General features: G+C 44.9%; 23 protein-coding genes and 1 tRNA gene. 9 read left to right on the top strand and 15 right to left on the bottom strand.

What is annotated here, in order from left to right; all coding sequences use genetic code 11:
- Window positions 1–12 precede the first annotated feature (12 nt).
- The 5 genes from ACFPFU_RS11620 to ACFPFU_RS11600 all read left to right on the top strand — a co-directional run bounded on the left by ACFPFU_RS11620 (window position 13) and on the right by ACFPFU_RS11600 (window position 2,263).
- Window positions 13–85 (top strand) — tRNA-Phe (locus tag ACFPFU_RS11620).
- A gap of 194 nt (window positions 86–279) precedes the next feature.
- Entirely contained in the window at window positions 280–816 is a 537-nt protein-coding gene (locus ACFPFU_RS11615) for an RNA polymerase sigma factor (protein ID WP_377064649.1), read from the top strand.
- The gene (locus ACFPFU_RS11610) at window positions 797–1,237 is read left to right on the top strand and encodes a hypothetical protein (RefSeq protein WP_377064647.1); all 441 of its coding nucleotides are present in this window, start codon (window positions 797–799) and stop codon (window positions 1,235–1,237) included. The genes ACFPFU_RS11615 and ACFPFU_RS11610 overlap by 20 nt, the downstream gene beginning before the upstream one ends.
- The gene (locus ACFPFU_RS11605) at window positions 1,234–1,761 is read left to right on the top strand and encodes a DUF4252 domain-containing protein (protein ID WP_377064645.1); all 528 of its coding nucleotides are present in this window, start codon (window positions 1,234–1,236) and stop codon (window positions 1,759–1,761) included. The genes ACFPFU_RS11610 and ACFPFU_RS11605 overlap by 4 nt, the downstream gene beginning before the upstream one ends.
- Before the next feature lie 19 nt (window positions 1,762–1,780).
- Window positions 1,781–2,263, top strand: coding sequence for a DUF4252 domain-containing protein (locus ACFPFU_RS11600; protein ID WP_377064643.1), 483 nt, complete (start codon window positions 1,781–1,783; stop codon window positions 2,261–2,263).
- Window positions 2,264–2,407: 144 nt separating this feature from the next.
- Here the strand turns inward: ACFPFU_RS11600 and ACFPFU_RS11595 are convergent, their stop codons facing one another.
- The 6 genes from ACFPFU_RS11595 to ACFPFU_RS11570 form a co-directional block, all read right to left on the bottom strand.
- Window positions 2,408–3,031 (bottom strand): hypothetical protein, encoded by a 624-nt coding sequence (locus tag ACFPFU_RS11595; RefSeq protein ID WP_377064641.1) that lies wholly within the window; start codon window positions 3,029–3,031, stop codon window positions 2,408–2,410.
- A 492-nt stretch (window positions 3,032–3,523) separates the two neighbouring features.
- Entirely contained in the window at window positions 3,524–4,903 is a 1,380-nt protein-coding gene (gene lpdA / locus ACFPFU_RS11590; protein ID WP_377064639.1) for a dihydrolipoyl dehydrogenase, read from the bottom strand.
- A gap of 21 nt (window positions 4,904–4,924) precedes the next feature.
- Complete coding sequence (locus ACFPFU_RS11585) at window positions 4,925–5,206, bottom strand: DUF427 domain-containing protein (RefSeq protein WP_377064637.1); 282 nt, start codon at window positions 5,204–5,206, stop codon at window positions 4,925–4,927.
- Between the two features lie 67 nt (window positions 5,207–5,273).
- Window positions 5,274–6,317 (bottom strand): pseudouridine synthase, encoded by a 1,044-nt coding sequence (locus tag ACFPFU_RS11580; protein ID WP_377064635.1) that lies wholly within the window; start codon window positions 6,315–6,317, stop codon window positions 5,274–5,276.
- 308 nt (window positions 6,318–6,625) lie between these two features.
- Window positions 6,626–7,186: an SMC-Scp complex subunit ScpB gene (gene scpB / locus ACFPFU_RS11575; RefSeq protein ID WP_377064633.1), complete on the bottom strand. Its 561-nt coding sequence runs from the start codon at window positions 7,184–7,186 to the stop codon at window positions 6,626–6,628.
- A 3-nt stretch (window positions 7,187–7,189) separates the two neighbouring features.
- On the bottom strand, window positions 7,190–7,573 hold the full coding sequence (locus tag ACFPFU_RS11570; protein ID WP_377064631.1) for a TraR/DksA family transcriptional regulator: 384 nt from the start codon (window positions 7,571–7,573) through the stop codon (window positions 7,190–7,192).
- Between the two features lie 192 nt (window positions 7,574–7,765).
- Here ACFPFU_RS11570 and ACFPFU_RS11565 point away from each other — a divergent pair, with 192 nt between their 5' ends.
- From ACFPFU_RS11565 to ACFPFU_RS11550, 4 genes are all read left to right on the top strand, one after another.
- Entirely contained in the window at window positions 7,766–8,845 is a 1,080-nt protein-coding gene (locus tag ACFPFU_RS11565; protein ID WP_377064629.1) for an isoaspartyl peptidase/L-asparaginase family protein, read from the top strand.
- A gap of 96 nt (window positions 8,846–8,941) precedes the next feature.
- Window positions 8,942–9,577, top strand: coding sequence for a 3-keto-disaccharide hydrolase (locus ACFPFU_RS11560; protein WP_377064627.1), 636 nt, complete (start codon window positions 8,942–8,944; stop codon window positions 9,575–9,577).
- 108 nt (window positions 9,578–9,685) lie between these two features.
- A complete protein-coding gene (locus tag ACFPFU_RS11555) occupies window positions 9,686–10,792 on the top strand; it encodes an Ldh family oxidoreductase (RefSeq protein ID WP_377064625.1) in 1,107 nt (368 codons plus the stop codon).
- Window positions 10,793–10,849: 57 nt separating this feature from the next.
- Window positions 10,850–12,010: a hypothetical protein gene (locus tag ACFPFU_RS11550; protein WP_377064623.1), complete on the top strand. Its 1,161-nt coding sequence runs from the start codon at window positions 10,850–10,852 to the stop codon at window positions 12,008–12,010.
- Window positions 12,011–12,192: 182 nt separating this feature from the next.
- Here ACFPFU_RS11550 and ACFPFU_RS11545 read toward each other — a convergent pair whose 3' ends face one another.
- The 9 genes from ACFPFU_RS11545 to ACFPFU_RS11505 form a co-directional block, all read right to left on the bottom strand.
- Complete coding sequence (locus tag ACFPFU_RS11545) at window positions 12,193–13,770, bottom strand: calcineurin-like phosphoesterase C-terminal domain-containing protein (protein WP_377064621.1); 1,578 nt, start codon at window positions 13,768–13,770, stop codon at window positions 12,193–12,195.
- Between the two features lie 213 nt (window positions 13,771–13,983).
- Window positions 13,984–15,114, bottom strand: a complete 1,131-nt coding sequence (locus ACFPFU_RS11540; protein WP_377064619.1) for an FG-GAP repeat domain-containing protein — start codon at window positions 15,112–15,114, stop codon at window positions 13,984–13,986.
- A gap of 58 nt (window positions 15,115–15,172) precedes the next feature.
- Window positions 15,173–15,919 (bottom strand): multidrug transporter, encoded by a 747-nt coding sequence (locus tag ACFPFU_RS11535; protein WP_377064617.1) that lies wholly within the window; start codon window positions 15,917–15,919, stop codon window positions 15,173–15,175.
- Window positions 15,920–16,120: 201 nt separating this feature from the next.
- Window positions 16,121–16,927, bottom strand: coding sequence for an alpha/beta fold hydrolase (locus tag ACFPFU_RS11530; RefSeq protein ID WP_377064615.1), 807 nt, complete (start codon window positions 16,925–16,927; stop codon window positions 16,121–16,123).
- A 5-nt stretch (window positions 16,928–16,932) separates the two neighbouring features.
- Window positions 16,933–17,757 (bottom strand): sugar phosphate isomerase/epimerase family protein, encoded by an 825-nt coding sequence (locus ACFPFU_RS11525; protein WP_377064614.1) that lies wholly within the window; start codon window positions 17,755–17,757, stop codon window positions 16,933–16,935.
- 46 nt (window positions 17,758–17,803) lie between these two features.
- A complete protein-coding gene (locus tag ACFPFU_RS11520) occupies window positions 17,804–18,655 on the bottom strand; it encodes a sugar phosphate isomerase/epimerase family protein (RefSeq protein WP_377064613.1) in 852 nt (283 codons plus the stop codon).
- A gap of 73 nt (window positions 18,656–18,728) precedes the next feature.
- Window positions 18,729–19,772, bottom strand: a complete 1,044-nt coding sequence (locus ACFPFU_RS11515) for a ThuA domain-containing protein (protein WP_377064611.1) — start codon at window positions 19,770–19,772, stop codon at window positions 18,729–18,731.
- 211 nt (window positions 19,773–19,983) lie between these two features.
- On the bottom strand, window positions 19,984–21,483 hold the full coding sequence (locus ACFPFU_RS11510; protein ID WP_377064609.1) for a RagB/SusD family nutrient uptake outer membrane protein: 1,500 nt from the start codon (window positions 21,481–21,483) through the stop codon (window positions 19,984–19,986).
- Window positions 21,484–21,508: 25 nt separating this feature from the next.
- Complete coding sequence (locus ACFPFU_RS11505; RefSeq protein WP_377064607.1) at window positions 21,509–24,610, bottom strand: SusC/RagA family TonB-linked outer membrane protein; 3,102 nt, start codon at window positions 24,608–24,610, stop codon at window positions 21,509–21,511.
- Between the last annotated feature and the right edge of the window lie 216 nt (window positions 24,611–24,826).

Genomic DNA, 24,826 nt, shown 5'->3' with positions numbered 1-24,826 from the left:
TCACTTTCAGCGGGTGATGTAGCTCAGTTGGTAGAGCATCGGACTGAAAATCCGTGAGTCGGTGGTTCGAGTCCACTCATCACCACAAGCCCTGATTTCCATCGGGGCTTTTTTTATGCCTTTCCAGAAAATTTTTGTGTAGACAGCCGTGATATCGTTTGTACCGTTCATAGTACCGTTCATAATGGGGCTGCAAATTAACAAATAGTAGGCTTGCATACCATTATTAATTCAATAATCTGCGGAAGGAGTGATTGAACAGGGAAATATTTTTTTTCCATGAAGTGTAACTTTATGGATTCCCGCTCATTATCTTCATACATGAAGTCCTTTTTTGAAGCGAAGATCTGGCCTTTAAAAAACAAGCTGTACAGAATGGCTTTGCTATGGCTAAAAGACCGGGACAATGCACATGATGCGGTCCAGGAGGCCTTGACTAAAGGATTTGTGTATAGGGAGCAGCTTTCCCAAATGATCAATCCAACGGGATGGATGGTCCGAACCCTCAAAAATGAAGTGTACCAAAAAATCAGGGACGGGCGACGATGGGAAAAACTGGATGATCACGAACCTTCTCCGATGGAAACCCCTTCAACACAGGAAACCGCAGATGCTATCCAAAGGGTGTTTCATTTCCTGGACAGGCTTTCAGACAAGCAAAAAGAGGTTTTCTATCTGAGAGAGGTGGAAGGGCTGACCTATCTGGAAATAGCAGCTTACCTGGAAATATCCGAAGAACAGGTAAAAATCAGCCTGCATCGCGCCAGAAAAAAATTAAAAAACTACTTGACAAACCATGCAAGAACCATTGGATAAGTTATTGGAAAAATACTGGAAGGGGAAAACCAGCCTACAGGAAGAAACCTTACTCCGTGAATTGATCCGCAGATCACCGGAACATCATAATGAAAAAGAATTCTTTTCAGCGCTGGATGATTTTAAAAAAGAATATCCTTCCAAAATCACGCTCAAACGGAAAAAACCGGTTTCCATTTACGGGAAGATCGCCGCTTCTCTTGCGGTGATATTGGTGTCCCTACTGGTCTTTTTGCAATATCAAAAACACCAGGACCGGCAGCAGGAAGAGGCTTACCTCCAGGTCGTGGAGGCACTGGCGCTGCTCCAAAAAAACCTGCACAAAGGCAAAGAAGAATTAGCGCCTTTGCGCCAACTCCAGCATCTTGGGATTACCACAGAGTGGTATATAGAGGAAAACACAAAACAACCTGAAAAATGAAAAGGTACATATGGTTGATGTTATGGGCAGTTTGTTTTCAAATCCAGGCCCAGGATGACGCGATAGAAAAATTCTATTCAAAATACATGGAAGACGACCGGTTTTCCCGAGTATATATCAGTCCGAAAATGATGCAAATGGCGGGTGGCTTTCTCAAATCCGCCACCGAGGACTCAGATCAGGATGCCCAAAAACTCGGGGAATTGGTGTCCAAAATCAGAGGCATCCGGATTCTAAACGGCGAAAAGGTCAGGGGAAACCAGATGTTTGAGGAAGCCATCCAAACCCTTAACAAAAACCGTTATGAGGAACTTATGGACATTAAGGACAAGAGCCAGTCCCTTAAATTCATGGTCAGAGAAGAAAACGGGAAAATCCGGGAACTATTAATGGTGTCCGGAACAGAAAATGACTTCACGCTTTTGAGTATGACAGGGACATTTACTTATGAAGATCTTCACCTGCTTTCGGAAAAAACCAATCTGCCAGGCATGAATGAATACCGTTCCAATAAAACCAATTAACACATAAATTTACAAAACTATGACAACTTTAAAGACCTTTTTGGCGGTTGGGATCCTGCTGTGCCTCCCGTTGATGGTGCAGGCACAAAGCAAAAGTGTGGATAAGCTTTACAACAAATACAAGGAGGACAAGGATTTTTTCCACATGGATTTGGCGGGCAATTTTCTCGATTTTGCCAAGGGATGGAACATCAACTTTGACGAAGTCAATCTGGAAACCATCACGGAGTCCCTGGAGCGGGTAAGGCTGTTCAAATTGCCTACCACGGCGAGTGATGCAAAAGCGGATTTTCGGAATTTATCCGAAGGCTTAAAGAAAGAAAAATTTGATCTTCTGATGGAAACCAGCGAAAAAGACAGTGGAGTCGCTATTTATTCTACAGGTAAAAATCAAATGAAGGGCCTCGTAGTGATGATAAGGTCAAAAGCGGATAAAGAATATATGGTTATTGAACTGGAGGGAAGTTTTGATAAAAAAACCCTCGCGAAAATCACCAAATAGGAAATCCCTATGCTACTCACAAACTATTTCAGTTAAAAACAGGGGACCGAACCTTGAAACAATTTCAGGGTTCAATCCCCCCCCTATGGTAGATCAGCTCAGTTCTAGAGGCGGTTGATTTCTTGCCCTACAAAAAGCCATCGTTTATGGGCATTTCACATTGGGGTTAAAGGGTGCATACAGACCGTTTGGGTTATTTTTCCAAACCCAGATATGCAATTGGTAGTGGGGAAAAGGAGGCCCTCCTTTTTCCAGAAAGTTGCGGTGGTCATCAAAAGGAACACCGCCAATCATTGGCGGCTCCCGGTCCTCATCCTCCCCATGCCAAGCCCCGGCATCCACCAGGTATTCAACAGCCACGAGTTGGTACTTCCCGTTTTTTGAAGGTTCATATACCAATACCTCAGGCATTAAGGGATTCACCTCTCCATCGATCAGGACGAAATTGACCGCGTGATGTCCCATCCCCCCTAAGCCGGGAACTTCCACACAATGCGTATCCAAATCATATCCGGAAGCCTCGGCTACTTCGAGGCGGTGGTATTTTGCGGTGGCACCCCGGATTCCGGCTAAGATTTTGTTTTGTTCGGCAGGACTGATCCTTAGATACTCTCCCCCCATCTCATGGAAATCGTCGGAGACGGCTGCCTCCTGGTCTTCAAGACCAGGACCTTCCAATGTTTCATTCATGCAGCCACTAAACGATGCCGTAAAGAAAAGAACTGCAGTAAACACATATATTACACGACTGAAATTAAAGTATTTCATAATTATTAAGTTTTTAAGTTGTTTTTAATAAAAGATAGAATTGATTCCCCCACAACATATGGGTACCCATCGCTCATGTAATCCTTTGTTTTTTACCACTTGAGACTACCATGAGCACACAAAACCTATATCGGCCCACAGGCCAAATTGAAGGAAACATGCATTGTTGAGGCCGGCCGACAGAGAAAAATATGCCTCTCCCACGGGTATAAAATTGAATATTTTACTTTTGGATCACATCACCCATTGGGGTGATTTTTAATATGATCTGAAAATACCTGCGTTAGTAAAGCAAAAATTTGAATATAAAAAACACAATAAAGGTTCTTTAACACCTTAAAAAAACATTAACCAGCCTACTCTCCCCGAATTTATAGATTGGATCAATGGTGATTGAATGGTAGTATCAACCGAAAATTCCAATTGCCTACGATGGATCGCTCTCGGGGTTTTTAAACAATCCGATGATAAAAGTAACACAGTTGTGTGGTTTCATTTTATCTGCCCCATGAGGTTGTTGAGGCTTTCTGCGAGCGTGGGATGGGCAATAGGTAAATTACTTATCTTGTCGTAGGTAACCCCTCCCACCATCGCCATTTGGAGAACGGCCATGACTTCTCCCCCATCTATGCTGAGTACCGTAGCTCCAAGGATTTTCTTGCTGCCGGGATCTACCAATACTTTAAAAAAACCATTTGTTTCATCTACCTCCAATGCCCTGCCGGCATGCCTCATCAAGAACTTCCCGATTTTATAATCCATCCCTTTTTCTTTGGCCTGCTGCTCATTCAGCCCTATTCTGGCCAGTTGGGGATCGATAAACACACAATAAGGGACTACTCTCCCGTTTGGATCCAGGTTAACCCCTTCATAGATTTGCTGAAAGACCAAATGTGCATCGTGATAGGCCATATGGGTAAAGGGTGGTGAACCTGCCACATCCCCTAGGGCATATATCCCATCCACTGATGTTTGGTAAGAGCCATCTATCCAAATATGTCCTCTGTCAGTAAGCTTTACTCCTGTCTCTTCCAAGCCCAAGGATGCGGTTGAAGGCTTTCTGCCGGTGGAAATCAGTAAATGGCTTCCCTTTATTTCTGCAGCGCCACTATCCCCTTCATAAAAAAGCGTTATTTCCTCTTGGGAATAAGCCACTCGGGTGACCTTTACATCAAAAACGGTTGCTATATTTTCCTCATTAAAAATACGCGCAATCTCCTCACACACATCCTTATCTTCTTTGGGCACCAATCTTGGCGCCACGTCCATTATGGTCACATTGCTGCCAAAACGGCGGAACATTTGTCCGAATTCCAGTCCTATATATCCTCCTCCCAAAATGATAAGGTGCTCGGGGGTTTCCTCCAATTCCATGATACTCGTGCTGTCCAAATACGGGACACTCTCCAAACCATCCACTTCCGGAATATCCGGTTCGGATCCTGTATCGATGAAAATTTTATCCGCTTTGAGTTCAAAAACTTCGCCTGTTTCCCTCTGAACCTCCACGGTACGCTTATCTTTAAGTACCGCCTGGCCCATGATAATGTCCACATTTTCCGCTTTTTCGAGGGCCTTTTCCGCCCCACCCCTAAAAAGTTCCACAATATGGTTTTTTCGTGATTTTACTTTCTTTTGGTCAACCCGGTATCCATCCACGTAAACGCCAAAGTCAGAAGCCCGGCTAACCAAATGGGCTACTCTTGCAGAGGCTACCATGGTTTTTGTGGGCGAGCAACCGTCATTGATACAAGTACCGCCTATCGCCCTTTTCTCTATAAGTGCTACTTTTAACCCTTTTTTACTGATGCTTCTGGCCAAAGGCATGCCCGCCTGTCCTGCCCCGATGATGATGGCATCATAATGTTTCATAGGTGCTGTGTTGTAAAATATTCACTTTTCAATTTTAACCCCCTTCCAAAAAGCCACATAATCTTTAAACTCACTGGCCAATGTTTTAGGACTGGGATAAAACCAAGCTGCGTCTCTGTTCAATTTTTTACCGACCCTTATATGATAATAATGGACGGTACCGTTCCAAGGGCATTCAGAGGTATTGGTGGACATTTCAAAAAATTCCCTCTTGATGGTATTTTGGGGGAAATAGTGATTGTTTTCCAAACACTTGGTTTCTTCTGATTCGGCCAATATTACACCTTTCCAAATAGCTTTCACAATGGACAAGAGTTGGGTAAGGTAAAACGTCAGCCAAATATCGTGCTAAAAACAAAAAAGCGGTTTTTTAATTCCGCTTTCTGTTTTTATGCTTATTCATATATTTCAGGTTGATGACCTCTTTTTCAGACAGAAACCTGTATTTCCCCCTCGGAATGTCTTTCTTGCTCAATCCGGCAAACATTACCCGGTCCAAGGCCACCACATCATAACCAAAATGGGCAAAAATCCTTCGAACAATCCTGTTTTTACCGGAATGAATCTCGAGGCCCAGGATGGTCTTGTCTTTCGACAACACCTGTAAGTCATCAACTTCAGCTTTGCCGTCCTCCAATTCCACCCCTTCCAGAATAAGCTCAAGGTCGTTTTTAGTGAGCGGCTTGTCCAATGTCACCTGATAGATCTTTTTGATTTCATTGGAAGGATGGGTGAGCTTATCGGAAAGTTCACCGTCATTGGTAAACAATAAAAGGCCTGTGGTATTCCGGTCAAGCCTTCCTACAGGAAACACCCTTTCTTCGCAGGCATTTTCTATCAGTCTCATGACCGTCTTTCGTTCAAAAGGGTCATCCGTAGTGGTGATGTAATCTTTTGGCTTATTGAGTAACAGGTAGACCGGCTTTTCAGGATTTAAAAACCTCCCCCTATAAGCTACCTTATCACTTCGCTTCACCTTCAGACCAAGTTCGGTAACTACCTTGCCATTGACTGATATTTCTCCTTTCCCGATCAGCGCATCAGCTTCCCTTCTTGAACAGACACCTGCATTGGCTATGTATCTGTTAAGCCTTATTTCGTCACCCTGCGGAGCTCCTTTTTGTATAGCCTTTATATCATATTGTGGCTTTTTCTCCGGCATATCCCCTGCAAAACGGGATTTTCGCTGTTCCGGAAAATCATCTCGTTTACGCGGCCCTCCTTTTTTTTCAGCGCGATCGTCAAAGCGGGGGTTTCTCCCGCTGCTTTTACCCCGGGAGGTGCTTCTGGAAGTTGGTTTGCTGTCGGACCTGTCAGGATAACGGGAGGTGCCGCCTCTCCTTACCTTATCTCCATTGTGCTCTCTGGTCTCTTTGGAGAAGCTGTTTCTGTTCTTTTTTCCGAAATTTCTCATAATTGTTGCAGCATCTCTGCTGTAATTGGATGAATAAATAAACCACTGACCCCAAAACACTTATAGGTGTTTATAAAGACTTGCAAAGGTAAGGGAATATTACGGAAAAAGCCCCATGGATTTTCATGTGTTTAAAATTGTTTCTGAATGGCCACATAGCCTGTCCCAGCCTGCCCCGAACTTGATTCGGGGAACTGGTTTCGAGGAACTTGATTCGGGAGCTCCTCGCGTATTTCCCCCACCTCCCGGTAACTATCGGGGCATCTCAATGTGTGAGGTCCGTCATCATGCCAGGTTTCAAACGAAATCTAATCTTTATTTTCTCCAATTTCGTTTTCTTCAGGTTTGAAATCTTTGGGCTGAGGCAGATCCCTGATATCATTGATGCCGAAATAATCCATGAATTTCAGGCTTGTACCATACAGAATAGGTCTTCCCAAGCTTTCTGATTTGCCTTTAATGACAATAAGCTCTTTCTCCAAAAGCTTCTGCACGGAATAATCGCAATTAACCCCCCTGATCTGCTCCACTTCAGATTTGGTCACCGGCTGACGATAGGCGATGATGGACAAAGTCTCCAATTGCGCGGTAGACAGCCTTTTCTGGGATTGTTGCTTGAGCAATATGGATATGCTGCTTTGGTAAGCAGGCTTGGTGAGAAACTGGTAGCCACCACCCGATTTTTCAAAAGCAAAAGCGAATTCATCAGCTCCGTATTTTTCCTGCAATGAAACCACCGCTTCTTCAAGGTGTTCCATAGGCACCTCCGATTCAAACATTTCCGTAAGGCATTTTTGCATATCTTCCAGTCCCAGCGGATCAGACGAACAAAACACCAGTGCCTCGATATGTTTATGAAGAAAATCCAATCCTTATTTTTTTGCCAATTTTGCTTCAATGCTGTGCATGGTATGGGGCACAGCTCTCAGTCGTTCTTTACTGATCAGTTTTCCGGTATCCACACAGACGCCGTAGGTTCCGTTTTTGATCCTGCGCAAGGCATTTTCCAAATTGATGATAAACTTCTGTTGTCTGGCAGCCAACTGGCTGAGGTTTTCTCTTTCCAGTGTATCCGCCCCATCTTCGAGCAACTTAGATGTAGAAGCAGTATTGTCCGTCCCACTGTCGTTCTTTTTACTCAAAGTTTGTTTCAGCTGGGCCAATTCCTCCCTGGCTACAAACAATTTTCCATTGATTAATTCCTCAAATTCCTTGAGTTCCTCCTGGCTATAACTGGTTTTTCCTTCCTGGCTCATATACTATTATATTTATAAATCTGTTTCTTTTTCAAGGGGCAGGCCTCAAAAATTTCCCTAAAATACGTTTAGCTTTTTAAAATCAAAAATCTAATTTTTTTAATTTTTTATGTTAATTTAACGCTAAGGAACTTAACCTATTATATATTTTAAGTTTTGCTATAAAATCTGTAAATAAAAAATTTAAATTTCATGAATTTACTAAAATTCATACTATTATTCTCCATATTGTTGCCAATCGAATTCACATCATTTGCTTTGTCTTTCCAAAAAAAGGCTTTTGGGCCGCCTCTTGAGCAGGGCCGGCCTGCCCTGGTAATCCACGGAGGAGCCGGTACCATCACCAGAAAAAACATGAGCGAAGATATGGAGCAAGCTTATAGAGAAGTCCTGAAGGAGGCACTGGAAACCGGCTATGCTATCCTGGATAATGGGGGAAGCGCAGTGGAAGCGGTGATAGCAGCGGTAATGGTGATGGAAGACAGTCCCCTTTTCAATGCAGGCAAAGGGTCCGTGTTTACCAATGAGGGAAAAAACGAAATGGATGCGGCGATTATGGAAGGGGAATACAGAAATGCAGGGGCCGTAGCCGGCATCACAACCGTTAAAAACCCCATTAAGGCTGCTTTCGAGGTCATGGATAACTCTCCTCATGTCTTAATGGCCGGAAAAGGTGCGGAAAAATTTGCAGCCGAGCGCCACCTTGAGATTGTTGATCCCTCCTATTTTTTTGAAGAAAAACGATATCAGCAACTCCAAAGGATCATAGATACAGAAAGACAGCAGCTGGACCACTCCCATCTATCGGAATTGGAGGAGGATCCTTTTTTCAAAGACCAAAAATTTGGCACTGTAGGTGCCGTGGCCCTGGACAAGCAGGGCAATGTGGCAGCTGCCACCAGTACCGGGGGCATGACCAACAAGCGCTATGGCAGGGTTGGAGATGTACCCATTATCGGCGCAGGCACCTATGCTGATAACCGTACCTGCGCTGTTTCTGCTACCGGTCACGGAGAGTACTTCATCCGGAACGTGGTAGCCCATGAAATCGCATCTCAAATTAAATATGCCAACAAATCCCTGAAGGAAGCTGCACATCATGTCATTATGGAACAAATGGTTGATTTCGGTGGAAGCGGCGGCGTTATCTGCATTGACAGTAAGGGAAACATCAGCATGCCATTTAATTCATCCGGTATGTACAGAGGATACATAAGAAAAAAAGGCAACCCCAAAACCTTCATTTACAATGATGAGGCTGAGGGGCTGTAAGATTAATAGTTTCATCCGTATGAAAGTTCTTGAATTATCTGCATTAAAATACTACTTTGGCTTTTCTAAATTACTATAAACCGCAATTCTACTATAATGAAACAATTTGTTTTAGTACTACTTTCCGCTGTTCTCTCCTTCACTGCATTTGGTCAAAAAGCTGACAAAAAAGGCTGGGTCACGATATTTGATGGCAAAACCTTCGAAGGATGGAAAGCCAGCGAAAACCCGGACTCCTTCTCTATCGAAGACGGCGTGATCAAGGTAGATGGCCCCAGAGCCCATCTCTTCTATGTAGGTCCTGTTGGGGATCATGATTTCAAAAATTTTGAATTGATGGCCCAAATCAAAACGGAACCCAATGCCAATTCAGGCATATTCGTCCACACGGCATATCAAGAAGGAGGATGGCCCGAAAAAGGTTACGAAATACAGGTAAACCAGACGCATGGCGACTGGAGAAAAACCGGCAGCGTATACAGTTTTAAGGATGTCAAGGAAACTTTTGTAGAAGACAATGAATGGTATACCAAACACATCATCGTAAAGGGCGATAAGATCACTGTAAAAGTCAACGGCAAAGTGATCAACGAATATGTAGAATCAAAAGACAGGGAATCACCTGCTGGAGACAGCCCCAAAAAACTCAGTAGTGGAACCATCGCCCTACAGGCACATGATCCAAAAAGTGTCATTTATTATAAAGACATCAGGATCAAACCATTGAAATAATCCTGTTTGAAACTGCAGTGTCAAACCATATTCTATCCAGCCCCTTTTTCAAGGCTGGATTTTTTGTTCCCATTCAGTCCCTCTTCAATGATCTATTAAGATAAAACCATGGATAACCTATTTAAACCCCAACACCTTCGGGATTTCATGACCGAAATATTTCTTTCTTTCGATCTACCCCATGAGGACAGCTTACTCGCGACAGATGTCCTGGCATATAGTGACGAACATGGCATAGATTCCCATGGTGTGGCAAGACTGAAAACCTACTATGACTTGCTAAAAGCCGGGAAGATCAACCCAAAACCGAAAATGAGGGTTGTCCGGGAAAAAACCTCTGTTTCCACCGTGGACGGGGATAATGGTTTGGGGCTGGTCATTGGCCCAAAATGCATGGAAATGGCCATGGATAAGGCAGGAAAACATGGATCCGGATGGGTGGCCGTCCGCAATACGAATCACTACGGTGCTGCCGGATACTATCCAATCATGGCGTTGCCAAAAAACATGATAGGGCTGTCCATGACCAACTCCTCTAAAGGTGTAGCGCCTTTCAACGGAAAGGAAAAGATGTTGGGAACCAATCCTATTGCGATGGCATTCCCCACAGAAAAGGAACCCCCTGTGGTGGTGGATTTTGCGAGCAGTACGGTCGCTTATGGGAAAGTGGAAATAGCCAAGAGAAAAGGAGAAAAAGTTCCTTTGGGCTGGTGCATCGACAAAGAAGGTCGCGCTACTACGGTTCCGGATGCCATGATGGAGGGCGGTGCACTCTTGCCACTGGGGGGCACCAAAGAGGGTAGCGGGCATAAAGGCTTCTGTTTGGCCACTATGGTAGACGTACTCACGGCTGTCTTGAGCGGGGCAAACTGGGGGCCGTTTGCCACTCCTTTTGCTATCCACGTGGCCCCGCCTGAGCGCAAGGTGGGAAAAGGGATAGGCCATTTCTTCGGTGCCTGGGACATTGATGGATTTATTGAGGTGGATGAATTCAAACGCAATATGGATGACTGGATCAAAACCATGAGAGCAACGCCCCCACTTCCCGGAGCAGAAAAGGTCATGATTCCCGGAGACCCCGAAAGATTGGCCTACGCAAAACGGATAAAAAACGGAATCCCTCTCAATGGGGAGGTCATCAAAAGCCTTGAAATCATCTCCCGGGAAACCGGAATCCCCTTGCCGGAACACACCTTATCATCGGGGGATGGATAGAACCGCCATCATTGAAAAATTGTTATGGGGATAACTTCCCGTCAATTCAGGCCATACATGATGCAACTTTCATCTCTCAGAATATGCTCCCCACCGCAGAAAGGCAAAAGCCTTCAGCAGGTGCTTCTGATACGGGTCGCTTTGGTCCTGATATCCCTTGCCCCTGCAAAAGCCGCACAGTTTTCTAACCTTGAGCCGATCGAGTTAAAAGTTCCCCAACAGCTTTTTGTCCCGAATGAGTTTTATATCAAGGGCCTTTTGGATGAGCGTACGGACCGTTCTCCCGTAGCTTTCCTGGTCCCATCCATCAGCAGTGGCAACCAGTTGCAAACCGTAGACCTCAAAGGAGGAGCCATACCGGCCTTGGAAAACTTTATGTTTAACAGTCTTCCCCAAAACCCGGCCCTAAGGCCGGTCGTGGTGAAAATAAAAGACTGTAAAATTATGGAGACACTGGTGGACAATCAAAAAGGCGTTGTTGAAGGACAGGTATTTTTGGATTTTGCTTTTGAGTTGGTGAGAGGAGATGATCTTGTGCATCTTTTGGATTTTCAGGGAGGCATGTCTTACAAAAGAGGCACCCGGCAACATGCAGTAATAGAACCTGTGTTCAGGCGATCACTGGGAAATGCATTGAATTATTTCAACGACTGGATAGAGAAAGAGGCCCCGGTCAATGAAAAACTGGCCAAAACCGTAAAAGTATCGATCCGCGATTACAGGCACGACTACGATGATGACACCGTCTTTTATGACCCCCAAAGACCCTTAAGATGGACGGATTTTCGGGGAAGACCCAGATTTAGCCAGTACGCTGCCTCCATTTTCGCCAGCATTTCTTATGAAGGAAACAGCAAAGTGGTGGGTGGTGAAGTCCATCTGGATTTGATCCTGAAAACCTACATGCTTAAAAGTTCTTCATGGGTGCGCGGCCAAAATCCGGATGGGCATGGTCTCAACCATGAACAACGGCATTTTGATATCGCCAAAATCGTCACAGAAAGGTTGCGGGAAAAAATATCACAACTGGAGCTGCTCCCCCATAATTTTGACAGGGTCATTTCCTACCATTATTTAGAAGCTTACCGGGAAATGAACCGGTTGCAGGAACAATATGACCAAGAAACCTCCCATGGGATGAACAAATCGGCACAGGAACGTTGGAACAGAAAAATCGACGATGAACTTAAAGCCTTTAACCTCCTAGACAATGGATAGACTCTAAAAGGCCGCAGATGAAGTACTAGCTGATGGCAGTATCACACGCAAAGCCCCAATATAATATAAGAGGAACCGGAAGGGGAATTCACATCACCCCTTCCGGTTCCTCGCTGTCCTTTTTAATGAATCAGTATGATTTTTAACCCAACCCGGGAAAAGGAAAAAAACAAACCTTTATCTTAATATGCTACCGGTTCCGCTATTCTGTAGTCGCTTTTTTCCGTAAACACCCTCCCGAACATATCGGTGGCCCTTACCTCAATATGGTGTTTTCCTAAAGACAAATTAGTAGGAATCGCTGCCCTCCAAAGATGCGTGGACGGGACCGCATTGGATGGCCTTCTTCCCGGCATCAATTCCTCGACAAGATCCCATTCCACGAGGCCCGCCGTATAATCGGGATCAGCAGCTTCCACCCAGGTCATCGGTTTCCATTCCCCGTTGTCTATACGGTATTCCACCTTGCTGTCTTGATGGCCCATGTAAAAGTTGGCAAATATCCCTGCAGAGGTTCCTCTGTTATTGGCGACCACTTTGGGATTATACAGTCTAATCTGATGTTGCAAAGGTTGGCCGATTGTCTGATAGTCTATGGTGTATTTACTCCCTTCCACGCGTAACAAGGCATACCCTTTAGGGGTGCCATCACGCATGGTGGACACCGGTACCCCTTCCGCATTGAGTTTTCCCGAATACCAGTCTCCGGAAGTAGTACCGGCATTGTATTCGTGAAAAGGCTGGGCGCCGTCCCATCCATCGCTTCCGGAATAAAAATTCTGCCGTTGCAGGTGCGTATGGGCAGACATGGCCAACACATTCGGATAATCTTTCAGTAAGTCAAACAATCGCTGCCTGTCGCTATTCCTAAAAGTATTCTCATTGACATGCCAAAGAGGGATATGAAAGGCCAAAACCACCAATTTGTCCTTATCTACGAATTTGAGGTTATTTTCAACAAAATCCAGCTGGTCTTCTCTAAAGCCTCCCCAATACCCTTGCCCATCCCTGGGATCGGGATATAAAATATCATCCAAAACGATGAAATGGGCATTTGCATAATTGAAGGCATAATTCGCCGGTCCAAAAGTAGCCTCAAATGCTTCGTCAGCGTGCTCGTCCACTTCTGCATCGTAATTCATGTCATGGTTCCCCATCACATTGTACCAGGGAAGGCCCATATTCCTCATCACCTGGGCATATTTCGGATGAAGGTCCAGATCATCACCCACCAAATCACCCAGGCTGATTCCAAAACTTGCCTTTTTTTCCTTTGTTGCTTTATCCACCACGCCTTTGGTGAACAGCTCCAGCTCCTTTTCTGTGTAGGGTTGGGGGTCTCCAAAAACGATAGCGGTGAAGTTATTCTCCTCCTGCTGGGGATACAAAGCAAAATCCACTGATTTAGGAAGTCTCCCGGTAGGCTCGACACCCTTGTACTTCAAATCAGGAGAACCATTGGGTTTATGGATATAGAAATATCGGGGCAGATTATTCTCATCCAAAGGTGCTGTGTAACTGCTTGGTTTGATGACAAAAATAATATTGTCATCATCTACCGGAAGGACGTATTTCCCCTGGTTATCTGTCAGAACCACCTCCTTACCGTTGCTGACGGCAACTCCGGGAATTCCTTTTTCACTTCTTTCTTTTTTTCCATTTTGATTGGCATCATGGTAAACAAAACCCGTGGCCTGCTGGCGGGCATCCACATGAATAGATAATGTTATTACACTGATGATCAATAATAATTTTTTCATAGCATAAAGAGAGTTTATTGAACGCTTAAAATTAATCCATCTCCCGATAATACAAGAACTCCCTGGCATTAAGGAATCATTATGTCATATATGACGCTTTTAAAACGACCGTCATAAGACCCTCGAAAAGTTAACCAGTCACCCCTAACCAAAAGAGGAAAACCATTTTCCCACTATCACGCTATTGGGAAAACCCGTCCGCCGAAGTCCATTTTATTCATTGCCAAGATTAAAAAATACCACAAGTCCATCTTTACCGGCTACGACAATATCCTGATAACCTGAGTCATTCAGGTCTTCCACTGAGAAATACAACCCTGCACCTTTGCCTTCCCCAAAAGGGCCATAACTGATGATATTTTTTGTAAATGATTCCCCGTTCCACTTAAAATAATAAAGTCCCAACGGGTCATCTGCACCGGGATCATTGCCATTGTGCGCCCTGTACCTTTTTCCGGTTACCAGTTCTTTTTGCCCGTCATTGTCTATGTCCACCCAAGCCATCGTGTGGTATTGGGATTGAAACGGATCAATGGGATGCTTTACAAACCTGATCTCCCCGCCATCCCTTACCTGTTCGTACCAGTCAAGGCCATATCCGTGCCCTTGGCCCACAATAAGATCGTTGAATCCATCACCGTTCACATCCTCTACCAGGATGGGTACGCTTGCACTTCCCAGTTCAAAGCTTTCATGGAGTTTCCATTCCCCATTATCTCTGTCTTCAGGAGCCTCAAGCCAACCCTCCGGAATGACGAAATCACCCCTTCCATCCCCGTTAATATCTCCAAAGCCAAGGCCATGCCCATGTGTACCCGTTACCTCCGTTCTTTTGAATTCCCCGGTTCCTTTTTCCGCAGCGTCCCTAATTAAGGTGTAATATGCTAAAGGTTTATTGGGTGTGTTGGGCACTATTTCCAGCTGACCATCCCCAGTGACGTCCCATGCCCTGACCGTTTCTACATTACCGGTTCCCGCGATCTTGTGGACCGGCCAGTCAACAGGTTTTCCCGGATTTTCTTTCCAATAAAGGGTTTGTCCAAACCAGCCTCCGGTAATATAATCCATCCTTCCGTCACCGTTGACATCCATAGGAATGGTAGAAAAATCATCAAAATATTCATTTACCCTCTCTACTTGCCCTATCAACTGTCTTTTGGAAAATTCAGGGCCTTTGTACCAATAGCTGCCGGAAACAATATCCGGAACACCATCACCATCTACATCGAAGACGCCGACAGATTCCGCACTCTCCATGGCAATCACCTGCTTTTTGAATTTAAGAGGTACAGGGTAAGGAGAAAAGAATAAAAAAGAGAAAACAATCAAATTAAAATAAGCCATCAGATCACGGTCTAATTGTCACAAATTCATTCCGCGTAAAATATTATTTTAAACGCTGTTATGCATCCTGTACTGTGCTGGTTAAGGCTTCTTTCTCTTCCGTTCCCGATTTATCGGATTCCCCCAAAACAAATACAATCCTTTCACTGTGACTGGCTATGTATCCTAGCAAGGTAAAAATAAATATCACCACGCCTACCATCTCAAGCAATTCTTCGAAGGTGTAATAGATGGCATATTCAACGGTGAATCCCTGCTCTTCTATCACTTTCCCTCCCAACATCTCAAAACCGATGGCACCTGTCACGAATATAGCGCCGGACAATACAAACAACCTAAACACTTTGCGGGGTAAACGCAGAAAAAAGGGAAGATAGATCAATATCATCACAATTAACGCCGCGCCGTAGGGAATTATCCAGGCGTAGTGGAAATATCCTGATGTATTCAGATGTTTTCTTGTAAACCCAATCAGCGCTTCGTGGATTTCAGTAGCTTCGTCAAGTGACAGGAAAAGAAACAGCAGGGCCAAGCCAAGCCAAGGCAGATACTTATCTCCGCGCTTCTTCTCGATGTAAGTAATAAGAAAAAGGAGAACGGAAGAAACCAATAGCATTATGGCTGAATAAAACGCAGGAATATTGGCTTCCTGGTTAAAGTCAAAATAGTTCATCACATACCAGGTGATGGTCGCTCCCTCAAAGTTAAAATGAAGTATGATTCCTAAAACGTTTATTATCAATAAGATGGAGACCACTGCCAGTAGCAATTTCAACGCGTCTTTGGGGATGAGCCTGATTTTCATGATTAGGGTGATTAAATAGTAATTATGGGTCTCCATCCGGATACCAAAAATCACAATGATTATGAATATGTTAAGGAAATGTTAATATTGTGTAAAAATATTAGATATCAAATATCCACTAAAATAAAGTATTTAAAAATCAAATTTAAACTTCAAAAAATACCATAAAGAGGGAAGAAAAATCCCTCTCTCTGTCAAGGATTAAGCATGGCGGCGAAGCCAATTTATTACCCTCTCGTTAAAATCATTCAGGTTTTCCCAGTGAAAAGCGTGTCCGCTTTTTTCATATAGGTGTATTTCTGCATTCGGTATTGCCCTGGCCACTTCTTCCGCCATCCACACCGGCGTAAAAATATCCTCTTCTCCCCCTACCACCAATACAGGCGCTGTGATGCTTGGAAGTTGGTCCAGAACAGCATGATTGACACATGCGGCAGCCTGACCTTCCAGCCCTATCAGAGGTTGGGGGTTGGTATCCTGAGCTGCGTTTTGCCTGTCTTCAAGCATAGCCTGATAGGCTTGGTCATCATCCCAAGTACGTTTGGAAAAAATAAGCAGTTGGATGAACCGGCTGAATTCTTCCGGGCGAAACCTGGCTTTACAGTCCACCATGTGCTCGAATACCGCTTTGGCGGTGTTATCACATCTTGCCCAGGGACACATCAGCACTATTGATTTTACCATCTTCGGATGGCGGATGGCCAACTGCTGGGCTATGGTGCTACCCATGGACACCCCAACTACGTGTACATCGGATAGCTGAAGGTAATCCAATAATCCGGCGCAGTCATCTGCCATTTGGGCGGTACTATAGGGTTCAGCGGGCTTATCTGAAAAGCCAACCCCTCTGTTGTCCACCAAAATGCAGCGGAAATGCTTTTCCCATGCTGCCACATGTTTTTCCCATACTGATCCGGGAGCTGTAATTCCCATGATAAGAAGCAAAGGGGCACCCTGTCCCCTTTCCTCATAGTATATATTGATTCCGTTGCTTTTTATAACAGGCATTTCCCCTACTTTATTTTTGGTATCAATTGTTCATGAACCCACTTGCCATCGTGCAAAGTCACAAAATCCGGGTCGTCCAGGGCTTCCTGTCCTTCATCTTCACAAATGATCCATCCGTCAAATCCGATATCTTTAAGCCACTGGGTTATCCCCACGAAGTCGACTTTCCCTTTTCCCATCAACGTAAATTCCGGATTCCCGTCCCAATCTTTATAGTGGACATGATTGATCAGCGACCGATATTCTTTCATCTTCTCCAATGGGTCCATATCGCCGTTAATGATATGACCCACATCCGGACACCAGCCGGTTACCGAACTGTCGAGTTCCTCCAAAATCACACGGTAATCTTCTTCAGTACGGGTGATGGAAGTATGGGGTGAATTGGGGTGAAAGCTGCTTATCACACCTTGATCAGCCGCTCTTTTTGAAACTTTGTTAACTATATTAACCAGGTTTTTTCTCCGGTTTTCCAGATCATGCCTGCCTGTAGGAATCTGCACCGTGCATAAAACAGAACCGGGGAATTGGGATAACAGCCTTATGGCATTGTCCGCAATCTCTTTTTCTTCGGCTGTTTCTTCTGTTCCGTTCCAGTCCAAAGCCAGCGCCACCGCGGCCAGATCAATTTGCTGTTCGTGTAATTTATCGGCCAGCAGCTGTGGGTCCGATAATGGACCCATCCATGTAAATATCGGCTGGATTCCCGTAAAGCCTGCCTTGGAGATCACCTCTATCATGTGGCCAAGCTGACCTTTGTACGTTTCTCCATTGTTGCTCATGAACCAGGTATAAACTTCCGCACCAAAGCGGAATGGCAATTTTGACATTTCTTTGAGTTTATGAGGTTAGTAGAATAATTTATAAATATGTGGATCACAATCCATGTTTTTCACCCATCTCCCTGATGAATTTGTAGCCGTTTTCAGCCATTTCCCAAGGCTGGGAAAATTCCCTCCATACCCCGATTGAATTGGCAAAGTCAGGATCGTTTCGGGTAAACCCCTCTATGGTAAGCCATCCTTTAAATTTAATTTCCGCCAAGGTCGCAAAGGTTTCATCCCAGGGGACATGGCCGGAACCCGGAGTTCCCCGGTCGTTTTCACTGATATGAACATGGCCTAAAACCGGAGATATTTTTCTCAGTGCATCCCCCAGCTTCTTTTCCTCTATATTGGCGTGATGCGTATCAAACATGGCTTGGACATTGGGATGTCCCACCTTTTCAATAAGATGGGAAAGCTGGCCCATCGTGTTGCAAAGGTAGCATTCAAATCTGTTCAACGCTTCAGGAGTAAGCAGTATTCCCGCCTGCTGGGCGTACTCTCCCGCCTCCCTTAAAACCTCTGCACTCCATTCGTACTCATCTTCTATGGGGGCTCTTTTTGCAAAAGTGGAAAAAGCGGAATGAAAAGGACCGCATATGACCCGCGCCCCCAAATCATGGGATCTGTCTATGGTCCATTTAATCTTCTCAATACTTTTTTTCCTCACCCGGGGATCAGGATCGATTGGATTTTCATCCGGTCCTAACACAAAAACCGTAGTGGTTTCCATATTTATATCCCTTACATAATCGCCAATATTTTTATATGCTGCTTCGTCGGGAGACCCCACAAAAAACTCCACACCATCATATCCTATTTTCTTTAATCTGTCGATAACCGGTTTAAGATCATCTGAAACAGCGGCTGACCAAGCCAACACATTGAATCCAATTTTATTCATGGTAATTTCACGTTTATGGTTTTATACCCAAAAATCCGTTCATCTATCCCAATGGAATTACAGACAATTTATTTTACTCAAAATCAGTTACTTTCATACCCAATCTGAAATTATCAAAACCAAACATAGTAGGTTTGTAGTCCCCGACAATGTCCGCTTTGGCTTTCTCAGGAATTTGATTTTCCATTTCCAGGCACCAATAAGCGGCATTGATAATCAACCTTCGCAGGTCCTCGCTCTCCAGGTCAACCGAAGCGCCCATCGTACTCGTAAAAACCTTCCCCTTGTTGCCCTTCTCACTGGTATAGGACTGCGTCCAAGCTATGGGCATGAGCGATTTTCCCCAGTTGATCGGGGTATCGGGCTCCATCCCTTTGGTGGGGATTCCGTGGATGAGCACCTTCGCATCTTCACCAAGGTTCTTTACGGTATAGACATCAGAGGCTACCCATATGTCCTTAACACCCTTCAGAACAGGATGACCTGCCTCCGCCTGGATCCCATCCAGAAGTGCCCTCGTACCTTCCACCGCATGGTGACCATGGTGGGCTACCCACGTTTCTCCGAGGATTTTACGTCCAAAACCTTGTTCCCACTCTGATACTGTACTTTGCCAGTGGTATTTGGCATAGGGGCTTTTATTTTCTTTACCATAATTGAATGCATGGGTGGAAGTACGTAACCCGATGATCGGTTTACCCGCCTGAATATATTCATCTATATATTTCATCTGATCATCCGGCAGTTCTCTGAACCGGATCAACATAATCACCAAATCAGCATCCCGGAGGTGTTCTAATCCGGGAATGTTGTTTTTATAATTGGGCACCACCTCATTTTTTTCCGGATCTATGGAGAAAAGTACGGTAGTATGAAAACCATGGTGGGCGGAAAGAATTTTCGCCATCATGGGCATACCTTCTTCGGACCGGTATTCATCATCCCCGCTGATCAGGACTATCTTTTTGCCTTTCCCTGGTCCTGAATTTCCTTCAAACTGCAACCAAAGCTTTTCCTGCTGGCCGCAAGCCAATGAAACGAATAAAAAAGAACACAGGAGAAGGGAAACCTGCTTCAAATCAAATTTAAACTTAAACAAAGGAGGACTTGTCATCATTACTGTCATTTTATTTTGCGGGATAAATTAGCGAAATTGTCCGAAACATTCTTTATGGTTTTGGGAGATTTAAATATTTTATGATTAATGGGATATACCGGAAACATTTAATATCCCCGGCATATCCCATTTTAGTTAAAGCTGATACACTTTTTTCGCTGTGCCTGCCACTGGTTCGCAGCAGACACTTTGTCTGTGTATCGCGGACTTATCAATATCCCTGGTTTTGTGTAAGCTTGCCGTTGTTTCGAATTTCCGCCGTGGGGATGGGAAATAGCAGCTCTCTTTCCCGCAGTGTGGGTCCATAGGAAAACTGATGGCCGACAAAATCCTCAAATCTACCTTCAAGGGTATTATACGCCTTTCTTAACCTGACCATATCGTACCATGTTTTGTTTTCATAGCACAGTTCCACCCATCTTTCTTTCCAGATGGCTTCTCTAAGCTCTTGCTGGCTCAGCCCTTCCAGATCAGGAAGTTCAGCCCTTCTCCTGATTTGATTCACGGCTTCATAGGCCTCTGTGGTCGGGCCGAATGCTTCATTGGCGGCTTCTGCGTAAGTCAACAACACCTCGGCATACCGGTAAATCATCCAGTTCAGCCCGCTGCTGGTGGTGCTCAACTGTGCCTCCTCATCAAAGTGCTTGTACAGATAATAGTCGCCCAAGGGCAATATGGTATTTCTGTTGGAACTAAGGGAATATTCGGTATAGAAAAACTCTTTTTCTTCTGCCCGTTTGTCCCCTTCTTCAAAAGAGCGGACAAAGTTGGCGTTGGCAAAAATGCCTCCTGTTTCATCATTGTATGCACTTATTCCCCTGTTGTAGGGAATAATGGATACCTGCCAGCTACTGGGCATGATAAAAGCAGCATACTGCGCCATAAAGATATGTTCTCCCTGGTTTTTATCCTCTACATTGTGCAGGCTTTCATAGGAGCTGAAAAGGCTGAATTCTCCGGATTGGATCACCTCCTGGGCTTTTTCCGCAGCAAGCTGATAATACTCCTGGCCTTTTTGCAATGGATAACCTGCCATGGTCAGGTACACACTGGACAACATGCTTTTTACCGCCCCTAAAGAGACCCTTCCGGTGGTTTCCTTATAAGGCAAACCGGAATCCTCCGCTATGGTCAAATCCTCCACGATCTGATTGTAAACTTGCTCGGCGGTAGCGGGGTCCGGGTACATTTCAGGAGATGAAAGATCTATTGGCTCGGTGATAAGCGGAATATTTCCGAAGATCCGTATTAAGCCGAAGTAATAATAAGCCCTTAAAAACCTGGCTTCACCCAACAACCTGCTTTGCGCGGCGGCATCCATTTCAATCTCCGGAATCTTGGCGATGGCCAGGTTCGCATTGGCGATGCCCCTGTAATAACTGGTCCAGTAAGTCTGCCCATAAGCATTGTCCGAATTGTTGATCAGACTCCTTACAAACAAGCTGTTCTGGGCTTGTCCCAATTCTGTATCCGCCAAACCCGTGGCAAATTCCAGCATCATCCACGGGCCGCCATTAAAGCCGCTTTGCATGGTAGGCCTTAAACTTTCGTAGATGGAATTCACCACACTGGTGGCATGTTCCGGTCTGGTAAAATAGTTTTCCAGCGTGAAATTGGATTGATCCACTTCATCGAGAAAGTCATTACATGACCAACCAAAAACAACGAGTGTCAGAATCAGTACTTTATGGATATATTTAGATGTTTTCATGATTTTTTCAGAATTTGGTGTAGCATTAAAGTCCAATGTTCAAACCGAGCATGAATACCCTGGGCTTGGGATAGGCATACAAATCCACTCCCTGGTCAAAGGGAGATCCCGAGGTGGAAACTTCAGGATCATATCCTTGAAACTTGGTAGCCAAAAAGAAATTCTGTACAGAAACAAAGGCCCTCAACCTGCTCAAATGGAGTTTTTCGATTAAGTTAGGCTCAAAGGTATACGCAAACAACAGGTTTCTTCCCCTCAGGAAAGAACCATCCTGCGACCTGTCGGAATCATTAAAGGTATTGTAACCGGCCGTCAATGGCCTCAACTCCGCAATGTTGGTATCTTGGTTTTCCGGGGTCCAGGCATTCAGTACTGTCCGGAAACTGTTGGCGATGCCCTGCCGGTCTTCAGCTGAATGTTTGCTTCTCCATAGTACGTTGTTTCCGTACATGAACTGCAAGTCCACCATCAATTCGAAGTTTTTGTAACTAAAAGTATTCATCAAAGTACCAAAACCTTTGGGAATACCCTGACCGATGATCACCCGGTCATCATCGTTGATAACCCCATCCCCATTTACATCTTCATACTTGATGTCTCCGGGGAGTTTTCCATAACTGGCCGCTACGTCGGCCTCATCCGAATTCCAGGTCCCCTGATGGACAAAGCCGAAGAAAGAACTCACCGGTTCCCCCTCTCTGATAATGGTTGATCCGGAAAAGATATCCGCTCCGCCGGTCAGTTCGAGCACCTTGTTTCTATTAAGGGAAATGTTGAAATGGGTATCCCATTTAAAATCATTGGTAACCATATTGACAGAATTCAAGGCGAATTCAATGCCCCTGTTTTCCATACTGCCGATGTTCTGGGTCACTTGGGTGTAGCCGCTGCTGGAGGGAACAGGTGCGTTGAGCAGCATGTCTTTGGTCAGTTTTCTATACAGATCAACCTCCAGGGTCAACCGGTTGTTGAAAAGTCCCAACTCCAATCCGACATCGGTCTGAAATGTTCTTTCCCATCTTAAATCAGGGTTTGCCAGCCTGTTGACACCCAAGCCAATGGCCCTTTGGTCGCCGAATATTACGGTATAATTTCCCATACCTGCCAAAGCCTGGTAGGCAGGTATTTCAGAGTTACCCGTCACGCCGTAACTGCTTCTCAGTTTCAGGTTGGATACGGTACGGCTGTCTTTGAGGAAATCTTCCTCTGAAATCCTCCATGCCAAAGCCGCCGAAGGGAATACAGCATACCGGTTGGCTTCACCGAATTTGGAAGAACCATCTATCCTTCCCGTAAAAGTGGCCAGGTATTTTTCCTTGAGGTTATAGTTAAACCTTCCGAAATAAGAGTTCAATCCATAAGCATTCCTTCCTGAGAGTGTCTGAAACACATTGGCACCCGCGCCGAGATTATTGAATTTGAAATAATCGTCCGCAAAATCCTGGGAGCGGGCAGTGGCGTGGAACCGGTCCACATGTTGCCAGGAAACACCCAAAAGCGCATTGATGGACTGGTTTTCATCAATCTCTTTGTTATAGGTCAAATAGTTTTCAAACTGCCAGGAATTGTGCCTGTCGTTCATTACCGATGCGTCTCCTCTTTGGTTTCTTGCAATGAAATTCAATTCCCGGCCCCCGTAATAATCTGTCCGCTGATTGATGATGTTTGTAGCAAAAATAGAGCGGAACTCCAAGCCCGGCGCCAGGTAAAAGTTGGCATATACATTTCCCAAAACCGTTTGCGTGCTGAGTTCGTAGACCCTGTCTTCAACCACATGAAGCGGGTTATTGCCTCCTTCCATGCCCGGGTAATCGGCATTTCCAGCCCAGCTGCCATCCTCGTATTTCACGGGAATAATGGGGAGGGCTTCCAACACCTGTCTCATGGCAATAATTCCCCCCGCGCCCAGGGGATCTATCTGGCTTTCTTTTTGGTCATTATAGCTTAAAGATCCGCCTACTTTCAGCCATTCCTTTATTTGGCTGTCAAAAACAAACCTGGCCGAGTATCTTTTCAGCCAGGAACCCCTCATCAGCCCCTGTTCGTCTCTGTGACCTAAATACACGCCGTAACTGTCTTTTTCATTTCCACCGGTTAAAGCCAATTGATGATTATGGGTGATGGCTTGCCGGAATGACTCATCCTGCCAGTCCGTATCATGCAGCGGATTTCCATTGGCGTCAAATAACCTGGGATCTGTTCTTTTCAGCCTGGGGTCACGATATATACCGTTTGCCCAACCTGTAGGGTCATATTTTTGGGCATTTTGATAAGCAATGTCCTCTACCCTCAAGAACTCCTCGGAATTTAACAAAGGAATTTTTCTGGGTAATACGCCCACGCTAAAATCCGTATCATAAGTAATGATGCCGCCTTTTTGGCTGCCTCTCTTGGTGGTCACCAAGATCACCCCGTTGGCTCCCCTTGCTCCGTATATGGCAGTAGCGGATGCATCCTTCAACACCTCTACTGAAGCAATGTCATTAGGGTTGATATAATCTATGGGTGTACTGCCATTGGCCAAGCCTGTAGAGTGGACGATCACACCATCTATCACATACAGAGGGTCATTGGCAATGCTGACAGAAGTGTTTCCCCTGATTCTGATATTTGCCCTTCCCCCGGGACGGCCTGAATTAACGGAAACGTTAACCCCCTGTATTCTGCCGGAAAGGGCCTGGTTGAGGGAAGCAGCCGGGCGTTCCTGCAGGGCTTCGGCACTTACCGAGCCTACCGAACCGGTCAAATCAGATTTTCGCTGGGTACCGTAACCCACCACTACCACCTCCCCAAGGTCTGAATAGGAAGAATTAAGCAGGATTTCCAATTGGGTAATCCCCGATGTTACCGGAACTTCCTTGGTTTCATAGCCAATAAAACTGGCGACGATCACCTCTCCATCGGATACCTGGAGGGTAAATTCCCCATCAATATCCGAAACAGTACCTCTGGTGGTGCCTTTTACGAGAACTGAGACACCAGGTATCAGTTCCATGTCCTCCTGAGACTTGACCACTCCCTTGATGGTCCGTTCCCCCTGGGCGAACGTCCCTGCTCCTGACAACATGAGACAGAGCAGGAAAAATAAAGAAGCAATATTTGCTCTTTTAAGGTAATATTTATCCATAATTCATTAGGTTTATTGATTAATTGATTTAAACAATGATCTTCTAGTAAATAATAATTCTGTATTATTCCTATTGATTATAAATTAAGGGGTTAATTCAATATTTTCTATCCTGTACTATCCTGCTTTAATAATTTATATTCAAATTATAGCTTTATCCACGATTAATACGTGGTACCGATGGTCAAAAACAAGGACCAACGTCACTGTTATATA

Source organism: Negadavirga shengliensis, assembly GCF_042652345.1.
In the GTDB taxonomy this organism is placed as follows: domain Bacteria; phylum Bacteroidota; class Bacteroidia; order Cytophagales; family Cyclobacteriaceae; genus Negadavirga; species Negadavirga shengliensis.
This window is presented reverse-complemented; position numbering and strand designations above follow the sequence as displayed.

Excerpts from the sequence above, each read along its gene's own strand:
- ACFPFU_RS11605 (WP_377064645.1), top strand. The coding sequence starts at position 1,234 with ATGAAAAGGTACATATGGTTGATGTTATGGGCAGTTTGTTTTCAAATC.
- ACFPFU_RS11525 (WP_377064614.1), bottom strand. The coding sequence starts at position 17,757 with ATGTCAAAATTGCCATTCCGCTTTGGTGCGGAAGTTTATACCTGGTTC.
- lpdA (WP_377064639.1), bottom strand. The coding sequence starts at position 4,903 with ATGAAACATTATGATGCCATCATCATCGGGGCAGGACAGGCGGGCATG.
- ACFPFU_RS11510 (WP_377064609.1), bottom strand. The coding sequence starts at position 21,483 with ATGAAAACATCTAAATATATCCATAAAGTACTGATTCTGACACTCGTT.
- ACFPFU_RS11555 (WP_377064625.1), top strand. The coding sequence starts at position 9,686 with ATGGATAACCTATTTAAACCCCAACACCTTCGGGATTTCATGACCGAA.
- ACFPFU_RS11535 (WP_377064617.1), bottom strand. The coding sequence starts at position 15,919 with ATGAAAATCAGGCTCATCCCCAAAGACGCGTTGAAATTGCTACTGGCA.
- ACFPFU_RS11565 (WP_377064629.1), top strand. The coding sequence starts at position 7,766 with ATGAATTTACTAAAATTCATACTATTATTCTCCATATTGTTGCCAATC.
- ACFPFU_RS11540 (WP_377064619.1), bottom strand. The coding sequence starts at position 15,114 with ATGGCTTATTTTAATTTGATTGTTTTCTCTTTTTTATTCTTTTCTCCT.
- ACFPFU_RS11610 (WP_377064647.1), top strand. The coding sequence starts at position 797 with ATGCAAGAACCATTGGATAAGTTATTGGAAAAATACTGGAAGGGGAAA.
- ACFPFU_RS11520 (WP_377064613.1), bottom strand. The coding sequence starts at position 18,655 with ATGAATAAAATTGGATTCAATGTGTTGGCTTGGTCAGCCGCTGTTTCA.
- ACFPFU_RS11505 (WP_377064607.1), bottom strand. The coding sequence starts at position 24,610 with ATGGATAAATATTACCTTAAAAGAGCAAATATTGCTTCTTTATTTTTC.
- ACFPFU_RS11595 (WP_377064641.1), bottom strand. The coding sequence starts at position 3,031 with ATGAAATACTTTAATTTCAGTCGTGTAATATATGTGTTTACTGCAGTT.
- ACFPFU_RS11600 (WP_377064643.1), top strand. The coding sequence starts at position 1,781 with ATGACAACTTTAAAGACCTTTTTGGCGGTTGGGATCCTGCTGTGCCTC.
- ACFPFU_RS11570 (WP_377064631.1), bottom strand. The coding sequence starts at position 7,573 with ATGAGCCAGGAAGGAAAAACCAGTTATAGCCAGGAGGAACTCAAGGAA.
- ACFPFU_RS11530 (WP_377064615.1), bottom strand. The coding sequence starts at position 16,927 with ATGCCTGTTATAAAAAGCAACGGAATCAATATATACTATGAGGAAAGG.
- ACFPFU_RS11580 (WP_377064635.1), bottom strand. The coding sequence starts at position 6,317 with ATGAGAAATTTCGGAAAAAAGAACAGAAACAGCTTCTCCAAAGAGACC.
- ACFPFU_RS11560 (WP_377064627.1), top strand. The coding sequence starts at position 8,942 with ATGAAACAATTTGTTTTAGTACTACTTTCCGCTGTTCTCTCCTTCACT.
- ACFPFU_RS11615 (WP_377064649.1), top strand. The coding sequence starts at position 280 with ATGAAGTGTAACTTTATGGATTCCCGCTCATTATCTTCATACATGAAG.
- ACFPFU_RS11545 (WP_377064621.1), bottom strand. The coding sequence starts at position 13,770 with ATGAAAAAATTATTATTGATCATCAGTGTAATAACATTATCTATTCAT.
- ACFPFU_RS11550 (WP_377064623.1), top strand. The coding sequence starts at position 10,850 with ATGATGCAACTTTCATCTCTCAGAATATGCTCCCCACCGCAGAAAGGC.
- ACFPFU_RS11515 (WP_377064611.1), bottom strand. The coding sequence starts at position 19,772 with ATGATGACAAGTCCTCCTTTGTTTAAGTTTAAATTTGATTTGAAGCAG.